The 21,135-nt window shown below is 46.8% G+C and carries 23 protein-coding genes and 1 pseudogene; 16 read left to right on the top strand and 8 right to left on the bottom strand.

Annotated features, from left to right (window positions below):
- Window positions 1–94 precede the first annotated feature (94 nt).
- A complete protein-coding gene (locus ACWJJ5_RS17080) occupies window positions 95–1,288 on the top strand; it encodes an MFS transporter (protein ID WP_025650229.1) in 1,194 nt (397 codons plus the stop codon).
- 39 nt (window positions 1,289–1,327) lie between these two features.
- Here ACWJJ5_RS17080 and ACWJJ5_RS17085 read toward each other — a convergent pair whose 3' ends face one another.
- From ACWJJ5_RS17085 to ACWJJ5_RS17095, 3 genes are all read right to left on the bottom strand, one after another.
- Window positions 1,328–1,717: a DUF2606 family protein gene (locus ACWJJ5_RS17085; protein WP_101562836.1), complete on the bottom strand. Its 390-nt coding sequence runs from the start codon at window positions 1,715–1,717 to the stop codon at window positions 1,328–1,330.
- Window positions 1,680–2,591 (bottom strand): trypsin-like serine peptidase, encoded by a 912-nt coding sequence (locus ACWJJ5_RS17090; protein WP_003155497.1) that lies wholly within the window; start codon window positions 2,589–2,591, stop codon window positions 1,680–1,682. Before ACWJJ5_RS17090 ends, ACWJJ5_RS17085 begins: the two co-directional genes overlap by 38 nt.
- Window positions 2,592–2,734: 143 nt before the next feature.
- Complete coding sequence (locus ACWJJ5_RS17095) at window positions 2,735–2,887, bottom strand: small, acid-soluble spore protein K (RefSeq protein ID WP_003155495.1); 153 nt, start codon at window positions 2,885–2,887, stop codon at window positions 2,735–2,737.
- Window positions 2,888–3,010: 123 nt separating this feature from the next.
- Between ACWJJ5_RS17095 and ACWJJ5_RS17100 the strand changes: the two genes are divergently transcribed.
- The 6 genes from ACWJJ5_RS17100 to ACWJJ5_RS17125 all read left to right on the top strand — a co-directional run bounded on the left by ACWJJ5_RS17100 (window position 3,011) and on the right by ACWJJ5_RS17125 (window position 9,026).
- Window positions 3,011–3,280 (top strand): YfhJ family protein, encoded by a 270-nt coding sequence (locus ACWJJ5_RS17100; RefSeq protein ID WP_003155492.1) that lies wholly within the window; start codon window positions 3,011–3,013, stop codon window positions 3,278–3,280.
- A gap of 131 nt (window positions 3,281–3,411) precedes the next feature.
- A complete protein-coding gene (locus ACWJJ5_RS17105; protein WP_070081523.1) occupies window positions 3,412–3,939 on the top strand; it encodes an SH3 domain-containing protein in 528 nt (175 codons plus the stop codon).
- An 85-nt stretch (window positions 3,940–4,024) separates the two neighbouring features.
- A complete protein-coding gene (locus ACWJJ5_RS17110) occupies window positions 4,025–4,360 on the top strand; it encodes an SdpI family protein (RefSeq protein ID WP_138091930.1) in 336 nt (111 codons plus the stop codon).
- Entirely contained in the window at window positions 4,353–5,213 is an 861-nt protein-coding gene (locus ACWJJ5_RS17115; RefSeq protein WP_070081525.1) for an alpha/beta fold hydrolase, read from the top strand. Before ACWJJ5_RS17110 ends, ACWJJ5_RS17115 begins: the two co-directional genes overlap by 8 nt.
- Before the next feature lie 210 nt (window positions 5,214–5,423).
- Window positions 5,424–6,404: a glycosyltransferase family 2 protein gene (locus ACWJJ5_RS17120; protein WP_003155484.1), complete on the top strand. Its 981-nt coding sequence runs from the start codon at window positions 5,424–5,426 to the stop codon at window positions 6,402–6,404.
- Between the two features lie 36 nt (window positions 6,405–6,440).
- A complete protein-coding gene (locus ACWJJ5_RS17125; protein WP_454022571.1) occupies window positions 6,441–9,026 on the top strand; it encodes a YfhO family protein in 2,586 nt (861 codons plus the stop codon).
- On the opposite strand, the gene ACWJJ5_RS17130 is transcribed toward ACWJJ5_RS17125, so the two are convergent.
- A complete protein-coding gene (locus tag ACWJJ5_RS17130; RefSeq protein ID WP_003155481.1) occupies window positions 9,023–10,006 on the bottom strand; it encodes a metal-dependent hydrolase in 984 nt (327 codons plus the stop codon). The genes ACWJJ5_RS17125 and ACWJJ5_RS17130 overlap by 4 nt on opposite strands.
- 225 nt (window positions 10,007–10,231) lie before the next feature.
- Between ACWJJ5_RS17130 and mutY the strand changes: the two genes are divergently transcribed.
- The gene (gene mutY / locus ACWJJ5_RS17135; RefSeq protein ID WP_454022572.1) at window positions 10,232–11,326 is read left to right on the top strand and encodes an A/G-specific adenine glycosylase; all 1,095 of its coding nucleotides are present in this window, start codon (window positions 10,232–10,234) and stop codon (window positions 11,324–11,326) included.
- Window positions 11,327–11,332: 6 nt separating this feature from the next.
- Here the strand turns inward: mutY and ACWJJ5_RS17140 are convergent, their stop codons facing one another.
- Window positions 11,333–11,557 carry a hypothetical protein gene (locus ACWJJ5_RS17140; RefSeq protein ID WP_003155479.1) on the bottom strand — a complete coding sequence of 75 codons (225 nt, stop codon included), beginning with the start codon at window positions 11,555–11,557 and terminating at the stop codon, window positions 11,333–11,335.
- Between the two features lie 81 nt (window positions 11,558–11,638).
- On the opposite strand from ACWJJ5_RS17140, the gene fabL reads away from it, so the two are divergent.
- The 5 genes and pseudogenes from fabL (at window position 11,639) to ACWJJ5_RS17165 (ending at window position 15,545) form a co-directional block, all read left to right on the top strand.
- Window positions 11,639–12,391, top strand: coding sequence for an enoyl-[acyl-carrier-protein] reductase FabL (gene fabL, locus ACWJJ5_RS17145; protein ID WP_003155478.1), 753 nt, complete (start codon window positions 11,639–11,641; stop codon window positions 12,389–12,391).
- A gap of 83 nt (window positions 12,392–12,474) precedes the next feature.
- A pseudogene (locus ACWJJ5_RS17150) lies at window positions 12,475–12,627 on the top strand (gamma-type small acid-soluble spore protein); the annotation flags it as partial.
- A 160-nt stretch (window positions 12,628–12,787) separates the two neighbouring features.
- A complete protein-coding gene (locus ACWJJ5_RS17155) occupies window positions 12,788–13,054 on the top strand; it encodes a YgaB family protein (RefSeq protein WP_003155476.1) in 267 nt (88 codons plus the stop codon).
- 135 nt (window positions 13,055–13,189) lie between these two features.
- Complete coding sequence (gene ntdP / locus ACWJJ5_RS17160; RefSeq protein WP_003155475.1) at window positions 13,190–13,720, top strand: nucleoside tri-diphosphate phosphatase; 531 nt, start codon at window positions 13,190–13,192, stop codon at window positions 13,718–13,720.
- A gap of 82 nt (window positions 13,721–13,802) precedes the next feature.
- On the top strand, window positions 13,803–15,545 hold the full coding sequence (locus tag ACWJJ5_RS17165; RefSeq protein WP_145956745.1) for an ABC transporter ATP-binding protein: 1,743 nt from the start codon (window positions 13,803–13,805) through the stop codon (window positions 15,543–15,545).
- Between the two features lie 79 nt (window positions 15,546–15,624).
- Here ACWJJ5_RS17165 and ACWJJ5_RS17170 read toward each other — a convergent pair whose 3' ends face one another.
- On the bottom strand, window positions 15,625–16,689 hold the full coding sequence (locus ACWJJ5_RS17170; RefSeq protein WP_003155468.1) for an aromatic acid exporter family protein: 1,065 nt from the start codon (window positions 16,687–16,689) through the stop codon (window positions 15,625–15,627).
- A gap of 209 nt (window positions 16,690–16,898) precedes the next feature.
- Window positions 16,899–18,188 carry a glutamate-1-semialdehyde 2,1-aminomutase gene (locus ACWJJ5_RS17175; RefSeq protein WP_454022573.1) on the bottom strand — a complete coding sequence of 430 codons (1,290 nt, stop codon included), beginning with the start codon at window positions 18,186–18,188 and terminating at the stop codon, window positions 16,899–16,901.
- Window positions 18,189–18,345: 157 nt separating this feature from the next.
- Here ACWJJ5_RS17175 and bcp point away from each other — a divergent pair, with 157 nt between their 5' ends.
- Together bcp and perR are read left to right on the top strand one after the other, a co-directional pair.
- Window positions 18,346–18,819: a thioredoxin-dependent thiol peroxidase gene (bcp, locus tag ACWJJ5_RS17180; protein ID WP_003155466.1), complete on the top strand. Its 474-nt coding sequence runs from the start codon at window positions 18,346–18,348 to the stop codon at window positions 18,817–18,819.
- Window positions 18,820–18,943: 124 nt separating this feature from the next.
- A complete protein-coding gene (perR, locus tag ACWJJ5_RS17185) occupies window positions 18,944–19,381 on the top strand; it encodes a peroxide-responsive transcriptional repressor PerR (RefSeq protein ID WP_003155465.1) in 438 nt (145 codons plus the stop codon).
- A 34-nt stretch (window positions 19,382–19,415) separates the two neighbouring features.
- On the opposite strand, the gene ACWJJ5_RS17190 is transcribed toward perR, so the two are convergent.
- The gene (locus tag ACWJJ5_RS17190) at window positions 19,416–19,769 is read right to left on the bottom strand and encodes a YgzB family protein (protein ID WP_003155464.1); all 354 of its coding nucleotides are present in this window, start codon (window positions 19,767–19,769) and stop codon (window positions 19,416–19,418) included.
- A gap of 202 nt (window positions 19,770–19,971) precedes the next feature.
- Here ACWJJ5_RS17190 and ACWJJ5_RS17195 point away from each other — a divergent pair, with 202 nt between their 5' ends.
- The gene (locus ACWJJ5_RS17195; protein ID WP_003155463.1) at window positions 19,972–20,856 is read left to right on the top strand and encodes a nucleotidyltransferase-like protein; all 885 of its coding nucleotides are present in this window, start codon (window positions 19,972–19,974) and stop codon (window positions 20,854–20,856) included.
- The last annotated feature ends 279 nt before the right edge of the window (window positions 20,857–21,135 follow it).

Consider the following 21,135-nt stretch of genomic DNA (forward strand, 5'->3'; position numbering starts at 1 on the left):
AACCTTTCAGTAAAAAATGATTGAATTCATTTTTGATATCTTTTAAGATGGAATTCGTTGTTTTTTAATAAAAAGGAGGCGATTTGCGTTGAATATCAAAATGAAACAGCCATCTGTGAAATTAATGATTTTTGTTTTAATGATTTGCACATTTTCCATCGGGTATACGGAATATGCTGTCATGGGTATTCTGACGTCGATTGCCGATGACTTTCATATACATGTATCTTCAGCGGGCATGCTTGTTACGGCGTACGCGGCAAGCGTCTGCCTGACGGGCCCGATTGTAACCATTATCGCGGTTAAGCTGCCGAGAAAGCCAGTGCTGCTAGGGTTGATGGGCATCTTCGTCCTTGCCAACCTGATGAGCGTCTTTGCGCCGAACTTCGCCGTGCTGGCGATTTCCAGAATTTTATCCGCATCCATTCACGGAGCCTTTTTTGCGATCGCCATGGTGTTTGCGAGTGAAATGGTGCCGCCTGAAAAACGTTCCGCCGCCGCGGCTTCCATGAACGGCGGATTAACCGTGGCGCTGATGCTCGGCGTCCCGTTCGGCTCTTATTTAGGGGATGCCCTTAATTGGCGTGCCGTCTTTTTCATTATTTCCGTTTTAGGCCTGATCGGGCTGATCGGACTGATGCTGGTCGTACCGAATCGAAAACCGAAAGTGATTCCGATGCTGATGAATGAATGGAGTGTCTTTAAGCATAAACAAGTGATTTTTTCCTTTGCGATCACCATTCTCGGCTACTCAGGCGTATTTATCGCTTACACGTTTATTGAGCCGATTTTAAGAGATTCAGCGGGGTTCGGCACAGTCGGCATCACAGGCGCGTTATTTGCCTACGGTCTCGGCGGAGTGGCGGGGAATTTCTTCGCGGGGAAAGTGCCGCTCAAACTGCTGACGCGCACGATGATCGGTGTGATGATCGGCTTGATCGGCGTCTTGGCGATTTTCCCTTATATCGCTGTCTTTCCCGCCGCCGCCGTTTCAGCGACATTTTTGTTCGGCGCATGTGCGTTCGGCACGCCGCCGCTTTTGCAGACCAAGGTTATTTCTTCCTCTGAAAACGGCACGACAATAGCCGCTGCGGTGAGCGTTTCCGCCTTTAACCTGGCAAACGCGCTCGGCGCCTGGATCGGCGGATTGATTCTCGGGGGAACGGGATCTTACTCATGGCTGTTTGCCGGCGGTGCGCTGATGACGGCTCTCGGCCTTGTGCTTTCCACGTTCGCTCATCTGTCTGAGAAGAAAGATGTTTATGAATACCAAGTGCATAAAGGATAACAAAAAGCTTGCAGGGGATATTCCGCCTGCAAGCTTTTTTCAGTGTTTCAATGTAATGCTGATCACCGTATGTTTATCACTCTCAGCTAAGGAAATATTCCGGGTTTCCGGTACTCCGTCTTTTTCAAAAACGACGGCATAGGTTCCTTTCGCGCCGCTTTTCCATGTCATCTCGCCGTGGTGATCAGTCTTGCCTATTATCTCTCCGCGGTCTATATTGGGCTGATGATCTGACTCCGCCGCTTTCATCACGGTAACCGTCACACCGGCCGCCGGTGAACCGTCTGCATCCTCAACATGGAGCGTAACGGGCAGTGCTTTTTTGGCGGCGGAATCATCCGCTTTGCCGCATCCGCATAAAACGGCCGCCGCGAGAAAGATAACAAAAGCTTTATTGATTTGACCAATATTGAATGTTGTCGAATACACTGTTTGTCACCCTTGTTCCCAGATTGTAAGACGACCCGCCGTTTGTATGAATGGCAATGGCGGTCTGGCCGGTGTCGCTGTAATTGCGGTAAACGGGCGATCCGCTCTGGCAGCCGAACGTATCTGTCGTGTAAGTGAGTTTATATGTCTCGGCAGAACGTATCGGCTTGCTGTCCGACCACATGGAACCGGACACTTTGTCGCACGGATATCCTGTCACGGTTGAGGAAAGCCCGGCCGGACTGGAACTGTTGGTCGTCCGGTAGCCGTACCAGCCGACAGTATTCCCGGGCGACCCGTTTACTTTGATTGCGCCGTAGTCGTAGTTTGTGTCACCGTTTTCTGTCCACCCTTTGACACTGTAGAATGTCTTGCCTGAATAAGAGCCGTACGGGTACGATGACCCGTTGCGGCCGGGAGCTGCCGTAATTTTCGATGCCCAGCCGTTTTTCTGATCATACACGCAATGTCCCGCCGTAACGATCGTGTCGGCATTGACAAAAAAACCGGTGCATCCGTAGGTGCTTGTGCTGCCGCTGTATGTAACGGTCAGCTGTGCTGTCGCTCGATATGGAAATGATGTTGTGGGAGAAATTCTGATTCGTTCGTCTGTCCCAATAATACTGGAAGGCTTTAATGACTTGATGTCAGCTTTGCTGTTTTGTGCAAGCTGTCTTTTGGTGAGGCCCGTTCCTTCATAAGCGGGGGATGTCTGTGTTGTTTGTACAGGCTGATTCTGATTTGCGTCAAACTCCTCACCGCTGTTTGATACAGATGTCTGCGGGCTGCCCGCTGCTTCAGCTGAAACAGCAAATAATGAAACTGACAGTAAGAATGCGGTAAGGCTCAGCAATCGTTTTGAAACTGTCTTCATTTTATAAAACCCCTCCTTTTTTGTCTACCGGCTTTCGTTTTAACATTTAACATATTATGGAATTTATTTAGCGTTATGACCGCAAGAGGATGTTTTTTTCGCAAAAAAAAGACCGGGTCATTCCCGGTCTCTTACGGTGTGTGTTATCGTCTGCCTGAAGCTCTCATGCGCTCTTGCGGGTGCGAATTAATTGAACCGTCCGCCCGTTTAGAAGCGTAGTCATCCTTTGCCCGCGGTTCGCCTTCAAACTTATTATTGTTCTGATTAGGAAATCCTTTTGCCTTGTTCCGGACCATTTGTTTTCCCCCTCGGCCAATATCAAAAGGTTGCGCCTTCTGGACTGAAGACGTAAAGTTAGTATATGCCTGTGACAAGCTGCGTAAAAGCAGCAGGTTTTCCCAAGGAAAGGAGACAGAGACATGAATACATATATCGACAAACTGACGAATTTGCTGCTTGAGAAAAATGACATGCTCAGCTATTTGCAAGCGCGAACTTGGGTTGAGCTTTTATGGGGAGATTTCGAAGCGACTTACGCAAAAGCCGGCCGCCCGTATCAAGGAGAGCAAATGACGGAACGCGTCGTCAAGGAATGGATCGAATCATACGGCAGCAAGCTCCATATGTTCCAGAGCGTTCGGGAAGACGTTTCTCATTATTTGGATCAAAGCAGGGGTCTCCTGCATTAATATAGCAGTGAGCCCGCCGGATACCGTCCGGCGGTTTTTTCTTTTTATAAAAGAAATGGGAAAATCATGTTTGACGACCGGCGGAATGTGGAAATGTGTAATAACTTATAAAATAGCGGGGAGGAACCACAATGAACATGAAAAAGGGGTTAACCGCATTTATTCCGGCCGCAGGACTTTGCTTATTTTTAGCCGCAGGCACCGTTTTTTTTGATCCGGCAGCGAATGCCGCAGCAGTTCACCAGACAAAAATAGACACCGCAGCAGATACATATATCGTGAAAGCAGGAGAACTTAATGTCCGCAAAGAACCCAATAAACAAGGGCGGATTATCGGCACGCTTCGTTCAGAGGATTCCGTAAAGGTTAAACGGCTTCAAGGAGCAGATTGGGCTGAAATTGACTACAAAGGTCACAAAGCCTATATTTCCACGCATTTTCTGATGAAGCAGCCGGTGAAGGCGGTGACCGCGAAACAAACCGATTTTTATACGCCGACTTTGGAAACCGGCAAAAAAGGGTCCGTTAAAGCGGGTGAAACCGTCAATGTGCTCGGCTGGGGGTTCAGCCATGACGGAGGGTTTGACCGTAAATGGGCGTACATCACATACGGCGGGAAAGCAGGTTATGTGAAAACGGCCGACTTAACTCAAAAATAAAGATTCAGGCAGGCGAATGAGCCTGCTTTTTTTCTGAAACTTTTCGCCTTTCCTTTCGTAAAAGATGAAAAGGAGAGTGATGGATATGATAATGGTGATCGGCGGCCTTCTGATGGCTGCGGCCGGCATTTCAGTCACATTTTTTCCGCCGAAGTCGATCAGCAGCCTGTACGGATATCGGACGAAGCGCTCTATGGCGGATGAGTCGCAGTGGAAAGAAGGCAATCGATTCAGTGCGCTCCTCATGATTCTGTTCGGCCTTATTTCGGCGGCAGCTGGATTTTCGGGCAGCCTGCTTATCCGGCTTACTCAGCCGTTCGCCCTGATTGTTCAGGCCGTATTGTTGATTGCGATCAGCGTACTGATCATCGTCTTAACAGAAAGAAGATTGAAACAAACGGGGAGGAGAATCGATGAATGACATTACGTTTCACATGATCGAAACAAACGGAGTGACGCTGCACACGGCTTCAGCCGGTCCGAAAGACGGTCCTCTGGCGGTGCTGTTGCACGGGTTTCCGGAATTCTGGTACGGCTGGAAGAGTCAGATCAAACCGCTGGCGGATGCCGGATACCATGTTGTCGTGCCTGATCAGCGCGGCTATAATCTCAGTGACAAACCGGAGGGCATTGAAAACTATACCATTGATACGCTCAGAGACGACATTATCGGGCTGATCACTCATTTTACAAATGACAAAGCCGTCGTCATCGGACATGATTGGGGAGGAGCCGTGGCCTGGCATTTGGCATCCACGCGGCCGCAATACGTTGAAAAATTGATCACGGTCAATATCCCGCACCCGGCGGTTATGCGGAAGGTCACACCGTTCTACCCGCCGCAGTGGAAGAAAAGCTCTTATATCGCTTTCTTTCAGCTTCCGGAAAAGCCGGAACGGAGATTGTCTGAAGACGATTACCGCGTATTGGATCACGCGATCGGCTTATCTGAACGCCCGGCGCTTTTTTCACGGGAAGATGTCGACAGCTACAAAGAAGCATGGGGCAGAAAAGGAGCGCTCACGGCGATGCTGAACTGGTACCGGGCGATCAGAGCCGGCGGTTTAGGCCCTGCCGTTCCGCTTAAAATGCCCGTTCCGTACCGGTTAATATGGGGCGTCAACGACCGCGCGCTGAGCAAAAAGCTCGCCAAGGAAACAAAACGGATGATTCCAAACGGCGACTTAATCTTCATAGATGATGCCTCACATTGGGTCATTCACGAAAAACCGCGCATCGTCAGCCATTTGATTCATGAATACCTTCAGCAATAAAGTCTGTCTCGCGTACAGACTTTTTCTTTTTTTTCTCATATCTGCCGAAAAACATGACAAAATATAAATCATATGCAGAAAAAAATTTCTTTCCCTGTAACAAAAAAAGGGTTTAAACGTCATTAAAAAAAGGAAAAGCCTTACTGAAGTTTTGCGGACAATTCCTTTAAGGCCGTCCTAAAAAAAGAATAATACAAAGAAGGTGCCTTCATGAAACAAAGGTTAATCTCAATTATTATTCCGTCTTACAATGAAGGGAACAACGTCAAGCTCATCCATGAATCTTTAAAAAAAGAATTTCAGACGATTCATTATGACTATGAAATTTTCTACATCAATGACGGAAGCGCGGATGACACCCTTCAGCAGATTAAAGAACTGGCCGCCAGAAACCATCGCGTCAAATACATATCTTTTTCCCGCAACTTCGGGAAAGAAGCGGCCATTCTGGCAGGATTTGAACACGTGCAGGGCGAAGCGGTAATCGTGATGGACGCCGATCTGCAGCATCCGACCCATCTGCTGAAAGACTTCATTCAAGGCTATGAAGAAGGGTATGACCAAGTCATCGCGCAGCGCAACCGAAAAGGGGACAGCCCCGTGCGTTCCGTGCTTTCTTCCCTGTATTATAAATTTATCAACAAAGCCGTCGAAGTGGACTTGCGTGACGGGGTCGGAGATTTCCGCCTGCTGAGCCGGCAGGCCGTTGATGCTCTTTTGAAGCTGAGTGAAGGGAACCGTTTCTCGAAAGGGCTGTTCTGCTGGATCGGGTTTGACCAGAAAATCGTATTTTATGAAAATGTCGAAAGGAAGAACGGCACGTCCAAATGGTCATTCAGCAATCTGTTCAACTACGGAATGGACGGTGTCGTCTCCTTCAACAACAAGCCCCTCAGGGTATGCTTTTTCACCGGTATTCTGATATTGCTTCTGTCGATGGTTTATATTGTAACGACCTTTGTTCATATTCTGACACACGGCGTGTCCGTACCCGGATACTTCACCATTATTTCCGCCGTGCTGTTTTTAGGGGGCATCCAGCTTTTGAGTCTCGGCATCATCGGAGAATACATCGGCCGGATTTACTATGAAACAAAAAAACGCCCGCACTATTTAATTAAAGAAGCGAATATAACGTACGGAGAACAAAATGAAACGAATTATACAAAAAAGCGCAAGTGGAACCATTAAACAGCCGCCGCTGTGCGCAGGGTCTGGGGACATTGTATGAAAAAAAATAAATGGATCTTGCCGGCAGCCTGTGTGCTGGCTGCGGCAGCCGCTCATATTTTTTTCTTAAAAGAGTGGTCGGCAGGCCGCTATATGACGGGGTCTGGAGACGGGATCGCCCAAATGGCGGTCTTCAAAAAGCTGCTGTTTGATCAATATATGAACGGCAGGCTGTTTTACAGCTATTCGTTCGGACTGGGCGGGGGAGTGTACAGTCAGCTCGGCTATTATTTCTCTACTTCTTTTCTATTCCTGTTTATCTCCGCCGCTGTCCGCTTTTTGCAGCTTATTCAGCTGGCGGGTGAGGCTGATGCGCTGTTTTGGGCGCAGGCCTCCGTTTTTATCAGCATCGCCAAGCAGAGTTTTATCATATTCACGGCGGCGTGTGTGTTCCGCTATTTCGTCAAACGGACGGTGCCTGCTTTTGCCGGCGCCGTGTTGTACGGGGTCTCGATTATCTACTTCCGGCATGAGGTGTATTGGGACTTTTTCACTGACAGTATGGTGTGGCTGCCGCTGCTCGTGCTCGGCGCGGAAAAAATCATCAGGGAAAAAAAGCCGGCGTGGTTTATCTTCGCCTGTGCGCTGACATTGATCAACAACTTTTATTTTGCGTATATTAATCTGATTTTCATCGGCATTTATATCTTATTCAGGTGGATGATCCCCCTTGAAGGCAATGAGGCGAAAAGGCTCACTCAATGCAGGATATTTATTCTGTCGGGCCTTCTCGGGTTCGGCATAAGCGCAGTTTCCTTTATCCCTGTCGTATACGGATATCTTCATAATCTGCGGCCGCCGTATTCAGAGCAGATTGCATGGCTTGATTTTTCCGACAACATTTTATTTTCAAGCCGGATAATCATTCTGCCGGCGGTTTTTTTACTTTTTCTATTTACATTTTCTTTATATAAAAACCGGCTGTTCCGGCTGTTTGCGGGAATCAGTCTGCTGTACATTCTGTTTCACTTCAGTCCGTTTGCGGCAAGCGCCTTTAACGGTTTTTCAGCTCCGCAAAACAGGTTTGAATACGTCCTGTGCTTCACGATTGCCGGAACGGTTGCAGCAGGGCTTTCTAAGCTTTCAGACATCAGCATGAAGAGTATGCTGATATCCGCCGTACTCGCCGTTCTGCTCTATTGGAGCCAAGTGAGACGGTTCAGCCTGGATATTTCTGATCAGGCCAACCTGCCTATCCTGCTCCTTCTGGGGCTGACCATTGCCGCTTTCCTTGCAGCAAAGACAAGACTGAAAGGCGCGGTGCCCGCCGTCTATGCCGTCATTCTCTTGACGGCGGTGCTGACGGCTAATACATATGAAAAATATGCGTTATCAGAAGGCGGGAAGATTTATACGGTATCGCATACCTTTATGACGGGTCCTGACTATAAGGGCAAAGAACAAACAGAGCTTATTCAGCGTCTGAAAGAAAAAGACCCTGATCCGTTTGCCCGTTTGGATTGGATGAACGGTGTTTTCAATAACACCCCGATCATTTACGGGTTCAACGGATTCAGCGTATACTCAAGCATTCTGAACCGCAATCTGCTGTCCTTTTACTGGAACGATCTCCGGATTGATATGGGCAGAGAAAGCGTCAGCCGCTATGCGACATTAGGAAACAGGGCTAATTTATACAGCCTGCTTTACGGAAAATATTATATGACGGAAAAAACAAACGAGGCCGGCGTGCCGTACGGGTTCAAAAAAACCATGGAATCATCCCATTATGCGGTTTATCAAAATCAATATATGCTTCCGTTCGTACGGACAGCTGATCGCGTATATAACGAGGACGGTCTGAAAAAAGCGCCCGCCCTTGCCAGAGAACGGGCAATGCTTGACGGGATCATCACGGAATCAAGCACAGCCAACACGAAAAAAGCGCCTGAGGCGAAAAATATGATCCGCCATGCAGAGATAGCGGCCGACCATGCGGATTATCAAGACGGCATCCTGACGGTAAACGAAGACGGCGGCGGCCTGATCATTACGCCGCAAGCCGCTAAGATGGACGGCGGCGATTATTACGTCAGCTTTTATTTGAAGAATAAAGCGAAGGACCAGGGCTTTACATTAAAAGTGAACGATTACACGACAACGAGAAAATCGAATCAATCCATTTACAAAACAGGTGTCAACGATCTTACTGTCAGAGTGCCGAAAACAAAAAACATCCAAATCCGTCTGCCGAAAGGATCGTATCAGCTTGACAGACTGGCGCTTTACGAAGAACGGTACGATACGCTGAAAAACGCATACCGAAAAGCGGAAAAAGAACCGCGGGCCGATCTCAGATGGCGCGGAAATACGCTTCATATCTCGTATGAAAACAAAACCAGCGCGCCGTATATCATGCTTCCGATTCCATATGAAAAAGGCTGGGAGCTGAAGATAAACGGCAGAAAAGAACAGATTGAAAAAGCGGATTATTCCTTTATCGGATTTAAAGCGCAAAAAGGAAAAAACGATATTCAATTAACGTATTACCCGCCGTTTTTTAAACCCGCGGCCGCTCTATCGGTGATCAGCCTCGTGTTTGCCGCTATATATGTGAGAAGACAAAAAAAGCCCGGCTCTTAAACAGAGCCGAGCTTTAATTTTTTCTGCAGTTTTTCCTCGCTGAATATCCAGCCCGTGTAGGAAGAGAGAAGCTCTAAATCATGACTGAGGTGGACGATGGCGACAAAAGGATAGTGACCTTTGCTCCGGTAGCGCAAATCAATAAAGCGCACCTCATAATGATCTTTAAAAGTATCGACCTCCCACCTGTAAACGGGGGAAAATGAAAGAAAGGCTGCAATATTTTCGTCCTGTTTCGCGGCCTTCATCACATCGGTTTCCGGAACGGGCACGCGGTTGAATGTATCCAATATCACGACATGGCCGTCAAGGCTTCTGCCGACATAAAAGGCATGCGCTGTCGTCACGGCGATACGCCACTGCCTGAATTTCATCGTCGGCGAAATAATGATGGTTTCAATCTCCTCTTCAATCATTTCGCGCAGCCTTCGCTTTATCCGCAGCTGCATCAAAAACCGGACGGCGTAATATCCTGCGAGGATGATATAAAGCATCAGAAATGTCACGCCCGGATGACCTCCGATATACCACACGGCAATCGCGGCCAAGTGGCTGACGAAAATAAACGGATCAAAGGTATTGATTAAACCGAGAGCGATCCATTTTCTCGAAAACGGACGGATGGCCTGTGTGCCGTACGCGTTAAAAATGTCAACAAACACATGCAAAACGACAGCCAGAAGCGTCCACAGCCACAGGTGCAAAAAGTTCGCTTCCGGATAAAACATAAACAAAATGCCCGGAATCAGAACGGACCAAAATAATACGGCGGGAATGGAGTGCGTGAATCCTCTATGATTTCGAATATAAACGGCATTATTTTTCAGCTTCAATATGGTATCAATATCAGGTGCCTGAGAGCCGGCAAGCGCGGCGATCATAACTGCCTGAGACATGGGGGTGTGCATGCCGACGGCAGGATCAAGAGTTGCGATTCCGCCAAGCGCGATACCCATGACAACGTGAGTGCCAGTATCCATTGTTGACCTCCTAGCAGGCGTTAAAAATCAGCCGCCCGCATATTTCGCATTATAAGATATTCCCCATTTTCTGTTTGCCCAATCATGGCGTTTATCCGCCGTTCTCATATGTTTCCGCTTTTTCTTTATCACTATTTAATGTAACATATTATCGTAACGTGCCCTTAGTTTACACCAAAATACAGTGTCAAGAAAAGCGGAACCCGAAACATCTGAGGAGAAGATATGAACGCACTTGAAGAAAAAATGAAACAAAAAGATATAGACAAATTTCGCGAGGACTTAATTACATGGTTCGAAAGAGAACAGAGAATTCTGCCGTGGAGAGAAAATCAGGACCCGTATCGGGTGTGGGTGTCAGAGGTGATGCTGCAGCAGACGCGCGTAGATACCGTTATTCCTTATTTCTTGCGGTTTGTTGAGCAATTTCCGACCGTTTCGGCGCTCGCTGAAGCCGATGAGGAAAAAGTGCTCAAAGCCTGGGAAGGGCTAGGTTATTACTCCCGTGTAAGAAATCTGCAAAGTGCCGTAAAAGAAGTGCATGAGCGGTACGGGGGAGTCGTCCCTGCCGGGGAAAAGGAATTTGGCGGACTGAAAGGCGTCGGCCCTTATACAAAAGGCGCCGTGCTCAGCATCGCATACAACAAACCGATTCCCGCCGTAGACGGCAATGTGATGCGTGTCATGTCGAGAATTCTTTCCATATGGGACGATATCGCAAAACCTAAAACCAGAACCATTTTCGAACAGGCGGTATCCGCTTTCATTTCTCATGAAAAACCATCTGAATTCAATCAGGGTTTAATGGAGCTCGGCGCGATCATCTGCACCCCGAAATCGCCGTCATGCCTGCTTTGCCCCGTACAAAAGCACTGTTCGGCATTTGCGGAAGGGACAGAGCGGGAGCTGCCCGTTAAAAGCAAAAAGAAAAAGCCCGGAATAAAAACAATGGCAGCCGTTGTGCTGACAGACGATCAAGGCGATGTCTATATTCATAAACGGCCGCCAAAAGGCTTGCTCGCCAACCTGTGGGAGTTTCCGAATACCGAAACCCAGAAAGGAATCAAAACCGAAAGAGAGCAGCTTGAAGCCTATTTAGAAAAAGAGATGGGAATAACCGCTGAAATCGGGGAGCTGGAAGGCATCGTAGAACATGTTTTCACCCATCTCGTCTGGAATATTTCGGTCTTTTTCGGTAAAGTAAAACAAGTGTCGGGTACAACGGAATTTATACGGGTCACAAAAGAGGAGCTCAAGGAATACGCATTTCCCGTTTCCCATCAAAAGATATGGAAAATGGCGGAAGAAAGCGGCCGCTAAAGAGCGTCAGTCATAGCTGACGCGAGTGCCGTGGCCGTAATCCGCTTCATTCCGTTTCAGTCCGCCGCGGGCTTCGATTTCCTGAATCAGTTCCCGGTATTTGGACTGGCCTTCTTCGTTTAAATACGGCATAATTTGCTGGAAGGCATGATGGAAATAGGCGAGCTCTGAATCTCTCCAATCTTGTTTGGGCATCATGGCCAATTCGCCCATATCACGTCCGACATACATATAAAAGACCCCTTTCAACACATATTGCTTTTATTGTTTGTTGAATGAAAAGAACTATACACAGCAAGGAGCTGAGGAAAAATGGAACAAAATAAATGCGCACTGATCACGGGAAGCAGCCGAGGCGTCGGGAAAGCAGCCGCCATCAGACTCGCGGAAAAAGGATACAATATCGTCATCAATTACGCCCGCAGTAAAAAAGCGGCATTAGAAACCGCCGAAGAAATTGAAAAACTCGGCGTTAAAACGCTCGTTATTAAAGCTAATGTCGGCCAGCCGGCAAAAATCAAAGACATGTTCCGCCAGATTGACGAAACATTCGGCAGACTGGACGTGTTCGTCAATAATGCGGCTTCAGGCGTGCTGAGACCGGTTATGGAACTCGAAGAAACACACTGGGACTGGACGATGAATATCAACGCGAAAGCATTGCTTTTCTGCGCCCAGGAAGCGGCAAAGATGATGGAGAAAAACGGAGGAGGCCACATCGTCAGCATCAGCTCGCTCGGCAGCATCCGCTATCTTGAAAACTATACGACGGTCGGTGTCTCAAAAGCCGCTTTAGAATCGTTAACCCGTTATCTGGCGGTTGAGCTTTCTCCGAAAAACATCATCGTAAACGCGGTGTCAGGCGGAGCGATTGATACGGACGCGCTGAAGCATTTCCCTAACAGAGATGAACTGCTGGAAGATGCCCGCCAAAATACGCCGGCCGGCAGAATGGTCGAGATCAAAGATATGATCGACACGGTGGAGTTTTTAGTTTCTTCAAAAGCGGACATGATCCGCGGCCAGACCATCATTATTGACGGCGGACGCTCTCTGCTCGTATAAGTTTTAAAAAAGATGAATAGCCTTATCGTCTCCTGCGCATTCTAAAGTGCGTGGAGGTGATAACAATGGCAAACTCAAAATACAGCAAAACAGACGTTCAGCAGGTGAAAAAACAAAACCAGCAATCAGCTTCCGGTCAGGGTCAATACGGCACTGAATTCGGCAGTGAAACTGATGCGCAGCAGGTTAGAAAGCAAAACCAATCTGCTGAACAAAACAAACAGCAAAACAGCTAATCACTGAAACGAAAAAGCACTTCATCTTCGGATGGAAGTGCTTTTTTCTGTTGCCGAAACGACAAAACTTGTGATTCCTCTACAGAATGAGTCAAAGGGTTTTCCGGCGTAAAATCGAAATGGTAAGGAGTATCAACCTAAAAGCCTAAGGAGGAACCCGATGTCAGAGTTTGAAAAGCTTGTAAGTGAACAGATGAAAATCATGGATCAGCTTCTCGAGCTGCAGTCAGAACTTGACCGCTGCCGGCAGGTGGAAGCGGAACTCATCAGTCTGGAAAGAGATGCAAAGCTGGACAATGTACAGGACGAAATTGCGACAAAGCGAAAAGACCTGGCCGGCATACAGGAGTTATTCCAAAGGCAGACAGAGCAAGTCATCCAGTCTTATCGCAGCACGGAAAAGCCGTCTTCCTATGTGCAGAAATGAATGTGCCATTCCGGAAGCGGAGTGGTTCTTTTATTTTCATTTTTTAATTCGTAACGTTATAATAGTGAAAAGACTTGTCGGAAAGCAATTGCGGCTGCATTGACTGCAGGGCTTTACAGAAAGTAGGGGAGAAATATGGGATATCCCAAGGAAGGAGAAACCATTCAAATTCACAGCTATAAGCATAACGGGCTGCTTCATCGAATTTGGAATGAAACGACGATTTTAAAAAGTACGGAATTGTGTATCATCGGAGCTAACGACCGGACAATGGTAACCGAATCCGACGGACGGACGTGGGTGACGAGAGAACCGGCGATCTGCTACTTTCATGCCCGTCAGTGGTTTAACGTCATCGGAATGCTGAGAGATGACGGGGTACACTATTATTGCAACATCAGCTCGCCGTTCGCTTATGACGGAGAGGCCATCAAATATATTGATTACGATTTGGATGTCAAGGTGTTTCCGGATATGACATATAACATTCTTGACGAGGATGAATACGATGACCACCGCAAATCAATGAATTACCCTAAAGAGATCGACAGCATTCTGAAGGAGTATCTGAATACGCTGCTGCACTGGATTCATCAGCGGAAAGGACCGTTTGCTCCGGAATTTGTTGATATGTGGTATGAACGGTATCTGCGCTATACAAAATAAAGAATACAATAAAAAACCTGTTGGGGTGTCAACAGGTTTTTCACATGGGCTCACACGCCTTAAAGAGAGAGGGGGATAAAGTGTGGGCGTAATCAGACGCTATATGCAATTTGTAAAACCTTATAAAAAACAAATTTTTATCACAGTGTTAATCGGCATTATAAAATTCTCCATCCCGCTGGCTCTCCCGCTTCTGTTAAAATACGTGGTCGATGACATTATTCAAGGGAGCGGAACGGCAAGCGCTAAAACATCATCGCTATTCACGATAATGGGCATCATGTTCGTGCTGTTTTTAATTCTGCGTCCCCCGGTAGAGTACTATCGGCAATACTTCGCGCAATGGACGGGCAGCCGGGTGCTCTACGATATCAGGGGGGTATTGTTCGATCATATTCAAAAATTGAGCCTGAGGTTTTATGCCAACACGAGAACGGGCGAAGTCATTTCCCGGGTGATAAATGATGTCGAACAGACAAAAGACTTTGTCATAACGGGACTGATGAATATCTGGCTTGATATGATGACGGTGCTGATCGTCATCTGTATTATGTTTACACTCGATGTGAAGCTGACATTGATATCTGTCATTTTGTTTCCGTTATACGGAATTTCAGTGAAATACTTTTACGGCCGTCTCCGAAAACTGACACGTGAGCGTTCTCAGGCACTCGCCCAAGTTCAGGGACATTTGCACGAAAGAGTTCAGGGGATGCCCGTTATCAGAAGTTTCGCCATTGAAGATTATGAACAAGCCAATTTTGATGAAAAAAACGGACATTTTCTGGACAAAGCGATCCGTCATACGAATTGGAACGCGAAAACGTTCGCAGTTGTGAACACCATTACGGATTTGGCGCCGCTGCTCGTTATCGCATTTGCGGGTTATTTTGTCATAAACGGCCCGCTGACGGTAGGGACGATGGTTGCGTTCGTCGGCTATATTGACAGAATGTACAATCCGGTCAGAAGATTGATCAACTCATCGACGACGCTGACCCAGTCGATCGCTTCAATGGACCGCATATTTGAATTTATCGACGAGCCGTATGAACTGACTGATAAACCGAATGCACTAAAAGCTGACGGCATTAAGGGCGAAGTTGAATTCCGAAATGTCTCGTTCCGTTATGAGGAAGGAAAAGAAACGATTTTGCAGGACGTTTCCTTAAAGGTGACAAAAGGGGAAACCGTCGCGCTCGTCGGGATGAGCGGCGGCGGAAAATCGACGCTTGTCAGCCTCATACCGCGTTTTTATGATGTATCCGGCGGCAGCCTGCTGATTGACGGCACAGATATTCGCGATTATGAAGCGAGAAGCCTCCGCAATCAAGTCGGAATGGTGCTTCAGGATACGTTTCTGTTCAGTGAGACGATTCGTGAAAATATCGCCATCGGTAAACCGGGAGCGTCTCTGGATGAGGTGGTTGCGGCTGCAAAAGCGGCAAATGCCCATGAATTTATTATGAACTTCCCCGAAGGATACGAAACCAAAGTCGGCGAACGGGGCGTCAAATTGTCAGGCGGGCAGAAGCAGCGGATTTCGATCGCCCGTGTATTCTTAAAAAATCCGCCGCTGCTGATTTTGGATGAAGCGACATCGGCTCTTGATCTTGAAAGTGAACACTACATTCAGGAAGCGATGGAAAAGCTTGCGAAAAACCGGACGACTTTTATCGTCGCCCACAGGCTGTCCACGATTACGCACGCGGATAAAATTGTCGTCATGGAAAACGGCGCCGTCGTCGAAACCGGCACGCACGAGGAATTAATGGCCCGAGGCGGCCAGTACAGACACTTATTTACGATTCAGAATTTGAACTGATACAAAAACGTATGCCGTCCGAATGGGCGGCATACGTTTTTTTGAATGCAAAAAAACCCGGTTTTACGGAAGCACCGGGTTACTCTTCGTCTGTTTCTAATTCGCTGTCTTTCGGGTGGTATGTCTGAAAACTCGTAATTAATGTATCGAGATGCTCCAGCTGCTCGCGGTATTCCGCAACCGCAGCCATAATGCTGAGCATATTGTAATCAAGCAGTTCATCCTCGCAGTTCTGCTGATTTTTCAAGAAAGACTTCGTCAAAAGCTGTTTATATCTTATGCTTTCTTCAGCATCGTCATCATGCGGTTTGATCTTGCCGACCGTCCGCATCAGAATCCTTTCGTGCCAATGAAGCAGATAATCAATTTCTTCTGTCAGCGTCTCCTGAAATTCCTCCGGCATATGATAAATCTCGTTTTCATAGCGGTGCAGCTTTTTCAGCGTATCAAGCGCCCGATTTGCCGTAATAATCGCCTGTCTGAATAAAACAAGCTTGCGCGACTTTACATACGTCGTTTTCTTAAAGTAGCTTCTCTCCTCTTTATAAAGAAGGTACGTATGATCAAGCTTCATCATTTTTTCCTTCAGCTTCTCAATATCCTCTTTCAATATCGAGTGTTCCGTGGACTGACGCATCGTCAGCCTGATCCATTTCATGATCTCATCGGTATATTCAACCGTATGATGAGTCAGCTTCGTTTCGTATTTCGGCGGAAGAAACACAAGGTTCACAATAAAAGAAGACAGCACGCCTAAAATAACGGTGCTTGTTCGTATCAGAGCGAACGTCAGGAAGCTGTTTCCCGGTGTTTCTAAAATCGCGATAACCGTCACGAGCGCAATCGAAATGGTGTGTTCAATTTTCAGTTTTAACATGATCGTGATGACAATCACTGCGGTCAATCCGATCATAATCGGACTCGGTCCGAAAATCAGTCCGAATACCGTAGCGATGACAGCGCCGATGATATTTGCCTGAACCTGATCAATAATGATAAGAAAAGACCTGTAAATAGAGGGCTGTATGGCAAATATAGCTGCAATCCCGGCAAAGATCGGCGACGGAAGTCCGATCCATGATGCTAAGTAGAGCGCGAGCGTAATCGCAATCCCTGTTTTAAAAATGCGGGCACCAAGTTTCATTGGTTTGTGCGTGCATTCCTTTCTCTAATAAATTATGTGCCGAACGAACGGCTGACACTTACATTTCCCTGTCGGCTGATTTGCTAAACAATAAAGTAATATACAGGGATCATACCAATTATTCAAGGTCTTTTTTTAAAAAAACCATTATCTCACAAATCGGACAAAAAGAAAAAGCGGAAGCCCCGGGCTCCCGCTTGTTTCAGCAGTTATTTTTTCATATGTCTGAACGCATCTTCAACGGCTTGTAAAGTGGCGTCGATATCCTCTTCAGTATGTGCGGTTGTGATAAACCAAGCTTCATACTTCGATGGAGCGAGATTGATGCCGCGCTCAAGCATCAGCTTGAAGAACTTGGCGAATGCTTCTCCGTCCGTATTTTCCGCCTGCTCGTAATTGACGATCTTTTCATCAGTGAAGTAAACCGTGAGCGCGCCTTTTAAACGGTTGACGGTGATGGTAATGCCATGTGTCTCCGCATGGGCGAGAATGCCCTGCTCAAGTCTGGCGCCGAGCTCATCAAGCCGCTCGTAAACGTCTTCTTCCTTCAGCACTTCCAGGCAGGCGATGCCTGATAGGATAGATGCTGGGTTTCCGGCCATCGTGCCGGCTTGATATGCCGGGCCGAGCGGAGCAACCTGCTCCATGATCTCTTTTTTGCCTCCGTAAGCGCCGATCGGCAAGCCGCCCCCGATAATTTTACCGAGCGCCGTTAAATCAGGCTTCACTTGAAGAAGATCCTGCGCGCCTCCGTACATAAAACGGAACGCCGTGATCACTTCATCATAAATGACGAGCGCGCCCGCTTTATGGGTCAACTCATTTACCTGTTCTAAAAATCCTTCTTCAGGTTCAACGATGCCGAAGTTGCCGACGATCGGCTCGACGAGAACCGCTGCAATTTCTGAACCCCATTTATCCAGCGCGGCTTTGTAGCTTTCAATGTCATTGAAAGGAACGGTAATGACCTCATTGGCGATGCTTTTCGGCACGCCGGCGGAATCAGGGGTGCCGAGCGTAGACGGGCCGGAACCCGCAGCGACAAGTACGAGATCAGAATGGCCGTGATAGCAGCCGGCGAATTTAATGATTTTTGTCCGGCCTGTATAAGCGCGTGCAACCCGGATCGTTGTCATCACCGCTTCGGTGCCTGAGTTTACGAATCGTACTTTATCAAGTGAAGGAATGGCCTCCTTCAGCATTTTGGCGAAAGTGACCTCATGTTTGGTCGGCGTCCCGTACAGCACGCCGTTTTCAGCCGCTGTTTTAATCGCTTCAGTAATATGCGGATGGGCATGTCCGGTAATAATCGGGCCGTAAGCCGCTAAATAATCGATATACTGATTCCCGTCTACATCCCAGAAATAAGCGCCGTTCGCTTTTTCCATCGCAACGGGTGAACCGCCGCCTACCGCTTTATAGGATCTGGACGGGCTGTTCACGCCTCCGACGATATGCTCTAACGCTTCCTTATGAAGTTCAACTGATTTTGTATACAAAAAATGACCCTCCTAATATCTCCTTACATCATGTTCTATTGTAGCATGCTTCATTGCGAGCACAACGGTTCATGCTTCCAGAAAAGAGCGGGGGGATAACGGTTGTAATCTTAACGTGAATTGGATACGCTTAATAAAAAACCCGGAGGTATAAGAAATGACGATTGAAATCGGACAAACAGCACCGGATATGAAATTAGTGAATGACAGCGGGGAAGAAGTAGCACTGACGGATTTTAAAGGGAAGTACGTCGTTCTCTATTTTTATCCGAAAGACATGACACCCGGATGCACGACGGAAGCATGTGATTTCCGTGATCAGCACGAAAGTTTCGCGGGACTTGATGCGGTTATCATCGGAGTAAGCCCTGACAGCCGTGATAAACATGAAAAATTTAAGCAAAAACACGATCTTCCTTTCCAGCTCCTCGTTGATGATGAGCACAAACTGGCGGAAGCTTTTGATGTGTGGAAGCTGAAGAAGAATTTTGGGAAAGAATATATGGGTATCGAGCGATCCACTTTTTTGTTAGACAAAGAAGGCCGTCTTGTGAAGGAGTGGAGAAAGGTAAAAGTGAAAGATCACGTTGCCGAGGCGCTTCGCGAATTGGAACAAATTGCGTCTAATTAATGGACAAATGCTGAACTCACGGGGTTTTCTTCAGATTACATTTGACAGGAGACCGGAAAAAGATGTACACTAATTATAAACATTATAAAGTAAGAATCTTTTTTAGAAGAGAGGTGCATGACGGATGGCTGCACATGAATTAAAAGAAGCCTTAGACACGTTGAAGGATACGGGAGTCCGGATTACTCCTCAACGTCATGCCATTCTGGAATATCTCGTGGATTCTATGGCACATCCGACAGCGGACGATATATATAAAGCCTTGGAAGGGAAATTCCCTAATATGAGTGTTGCGACAGTGTATAACAATTTGCGTGTATTCCGGGAAGCGGGGCTTGTAAAGGAACTGACGTACGGAGATGCGTCCAGCAGATTTGACTTTGTCACCTCTGACCATTATCACGCCATTTGTGAAAGCTGCGGAAAAATCGTGGACTTCCATTACCCCGGGCTTGACGAAGTGGAACAGCTTGCTGCTCACGTCACAGGGTTTAAGGTAAGCCACCACCGTTTGGAGATTTACGGCGTCTGCCAAGAATGTTCCAAAAAAGAAAACCACTAAACGAAGCTGACCGCTTTGATACGGTCAGCTTCGTTTATTTTACACTGTTTTTTCTGTTATAAGACTCATCGAACGCTTGGCCTTCCAATCCTTTATCCAATGTAAGCGGCTCTCTGCAATGCATGCACATATCCACTCTTCCCAGAATCTTCGTTTCTTTCTCGCAAGCGGGGCACATCACCCGAACCGCTTTTGTGGACAGCATGCCGATCCAAAAATAAACGGCGGTGCTGAGTCCGATCGACAGCAGGCCGAGAATCATAAACAAGCTGGCAAGCAAAACAGACTGCTTAAAGAACAGCCCGATGTACATAATGATAAACCCAACGAAAACCAAACTTAACGCAAACGTTCTGATCTTATTAATTTTGCTTGAGTATTTCGCCATGTCCATCCCCCTCTGGTTTAACTATAGCACAAAACAGATGGCATATTCTTCATGTTTTCGTAAGAAAAGGGAAGAATAAATATGGCACCTAAAAGGAAATTTGTTATAATAGTGCAATGTGTTTAGAAAAAAGGACTTTCATGTTTTATCATAGAAATGTAGAAACAATAGCTAGTGAAACAATCGCATTGGAGGAATCGTAATGGACAATCTTCTCCGTCCAATTTACCAAGAAAGAGCAAGTCATCCCGATACGCTGGCCGTCCTTATGATTGAGAGAAGGAGTAAAGCATCATCCATCACGGATAACTTTGATGCGGTCATGCTTGTCATTGTCAAACAGGCTGATGAACCTCTTTTTATAAAGCATTATGAATTCGAACACAAAACCGCTTCTTTACATATTGTAACGGATGCTCTGCTTCAGGAATGGATTCTGCTTGGGACAAATAGAAGAGTCATAGATTGGATCATCAACGGTAAAGTGCTGTTTGACCGCAATGAATATATATCTGAACTCAATGACCGGCTCAGCACTTTTCCTTTCGCCGAGCGGAAATTAAAGATCGGAATGGAATACGGCAAGCTGATCAGAAGATTTGTAGAAGGAAAAGCGTTTTTTGAAGCTGATCATTTTCTGGATGCATATTATGCGGTAGTGCACGCTCTTCACCACTTGGCCCGCATAGAAGTGATTGACCGGGGGTTTTATCCCGAAACGACAGTCTGGAACCAGGTCCGTCACATTGAGCCGCAGGTATATAAGCTATATTCCGAACTTGTCGAGAGTCACGAAAGCTTGGAGAAAAGGCTTGAATTATTATTCTTAGCAAATGATTTTCTCATCCATTCAAAAGCTGAAATCGGTTCTGCGCACCTTTTTCAAGTGATGAAAGAAAAAGAAATGTGGCAGTTTGGAGAATTGCTTCAGCACCCTGAACTGGTGCACTTCACCCAAGATCTCGGTGTCATGCTTGATTACCTGACGGAAAAAGGCTTTGTTGAAGTATCTCAAATAGAGACCAAAGGGCAGGAAGTATATCATCGAGGATATTCTTTCAAAAAAAGTGTTGACGCTGAATCATAGGCATGGTATATTATTAAACGTCGCTGATGCGCTTCACCAAAAAGCTCACAGCGGCGGAGAAATAAAAACAAAAAACATTTGACAGCAAAACGCTGAAATGTTATACTGAAAAAGTCGCCTCGAGATGAGGTTGAGATGATCTTTGAAAACTAAACAAGACAAAACGTACCTGTTAATTCAAAGTTTTAAATAAATCGCACAGCGATGTGCGTAGTCAGTCAAACTAAGGTCTGCATGATGCAGATCACACAGACGTTACTGCAGGATGCAGTGAACTTA

The organism is Bacillus sp. JK74 (genome assembly GCF_053663395.1).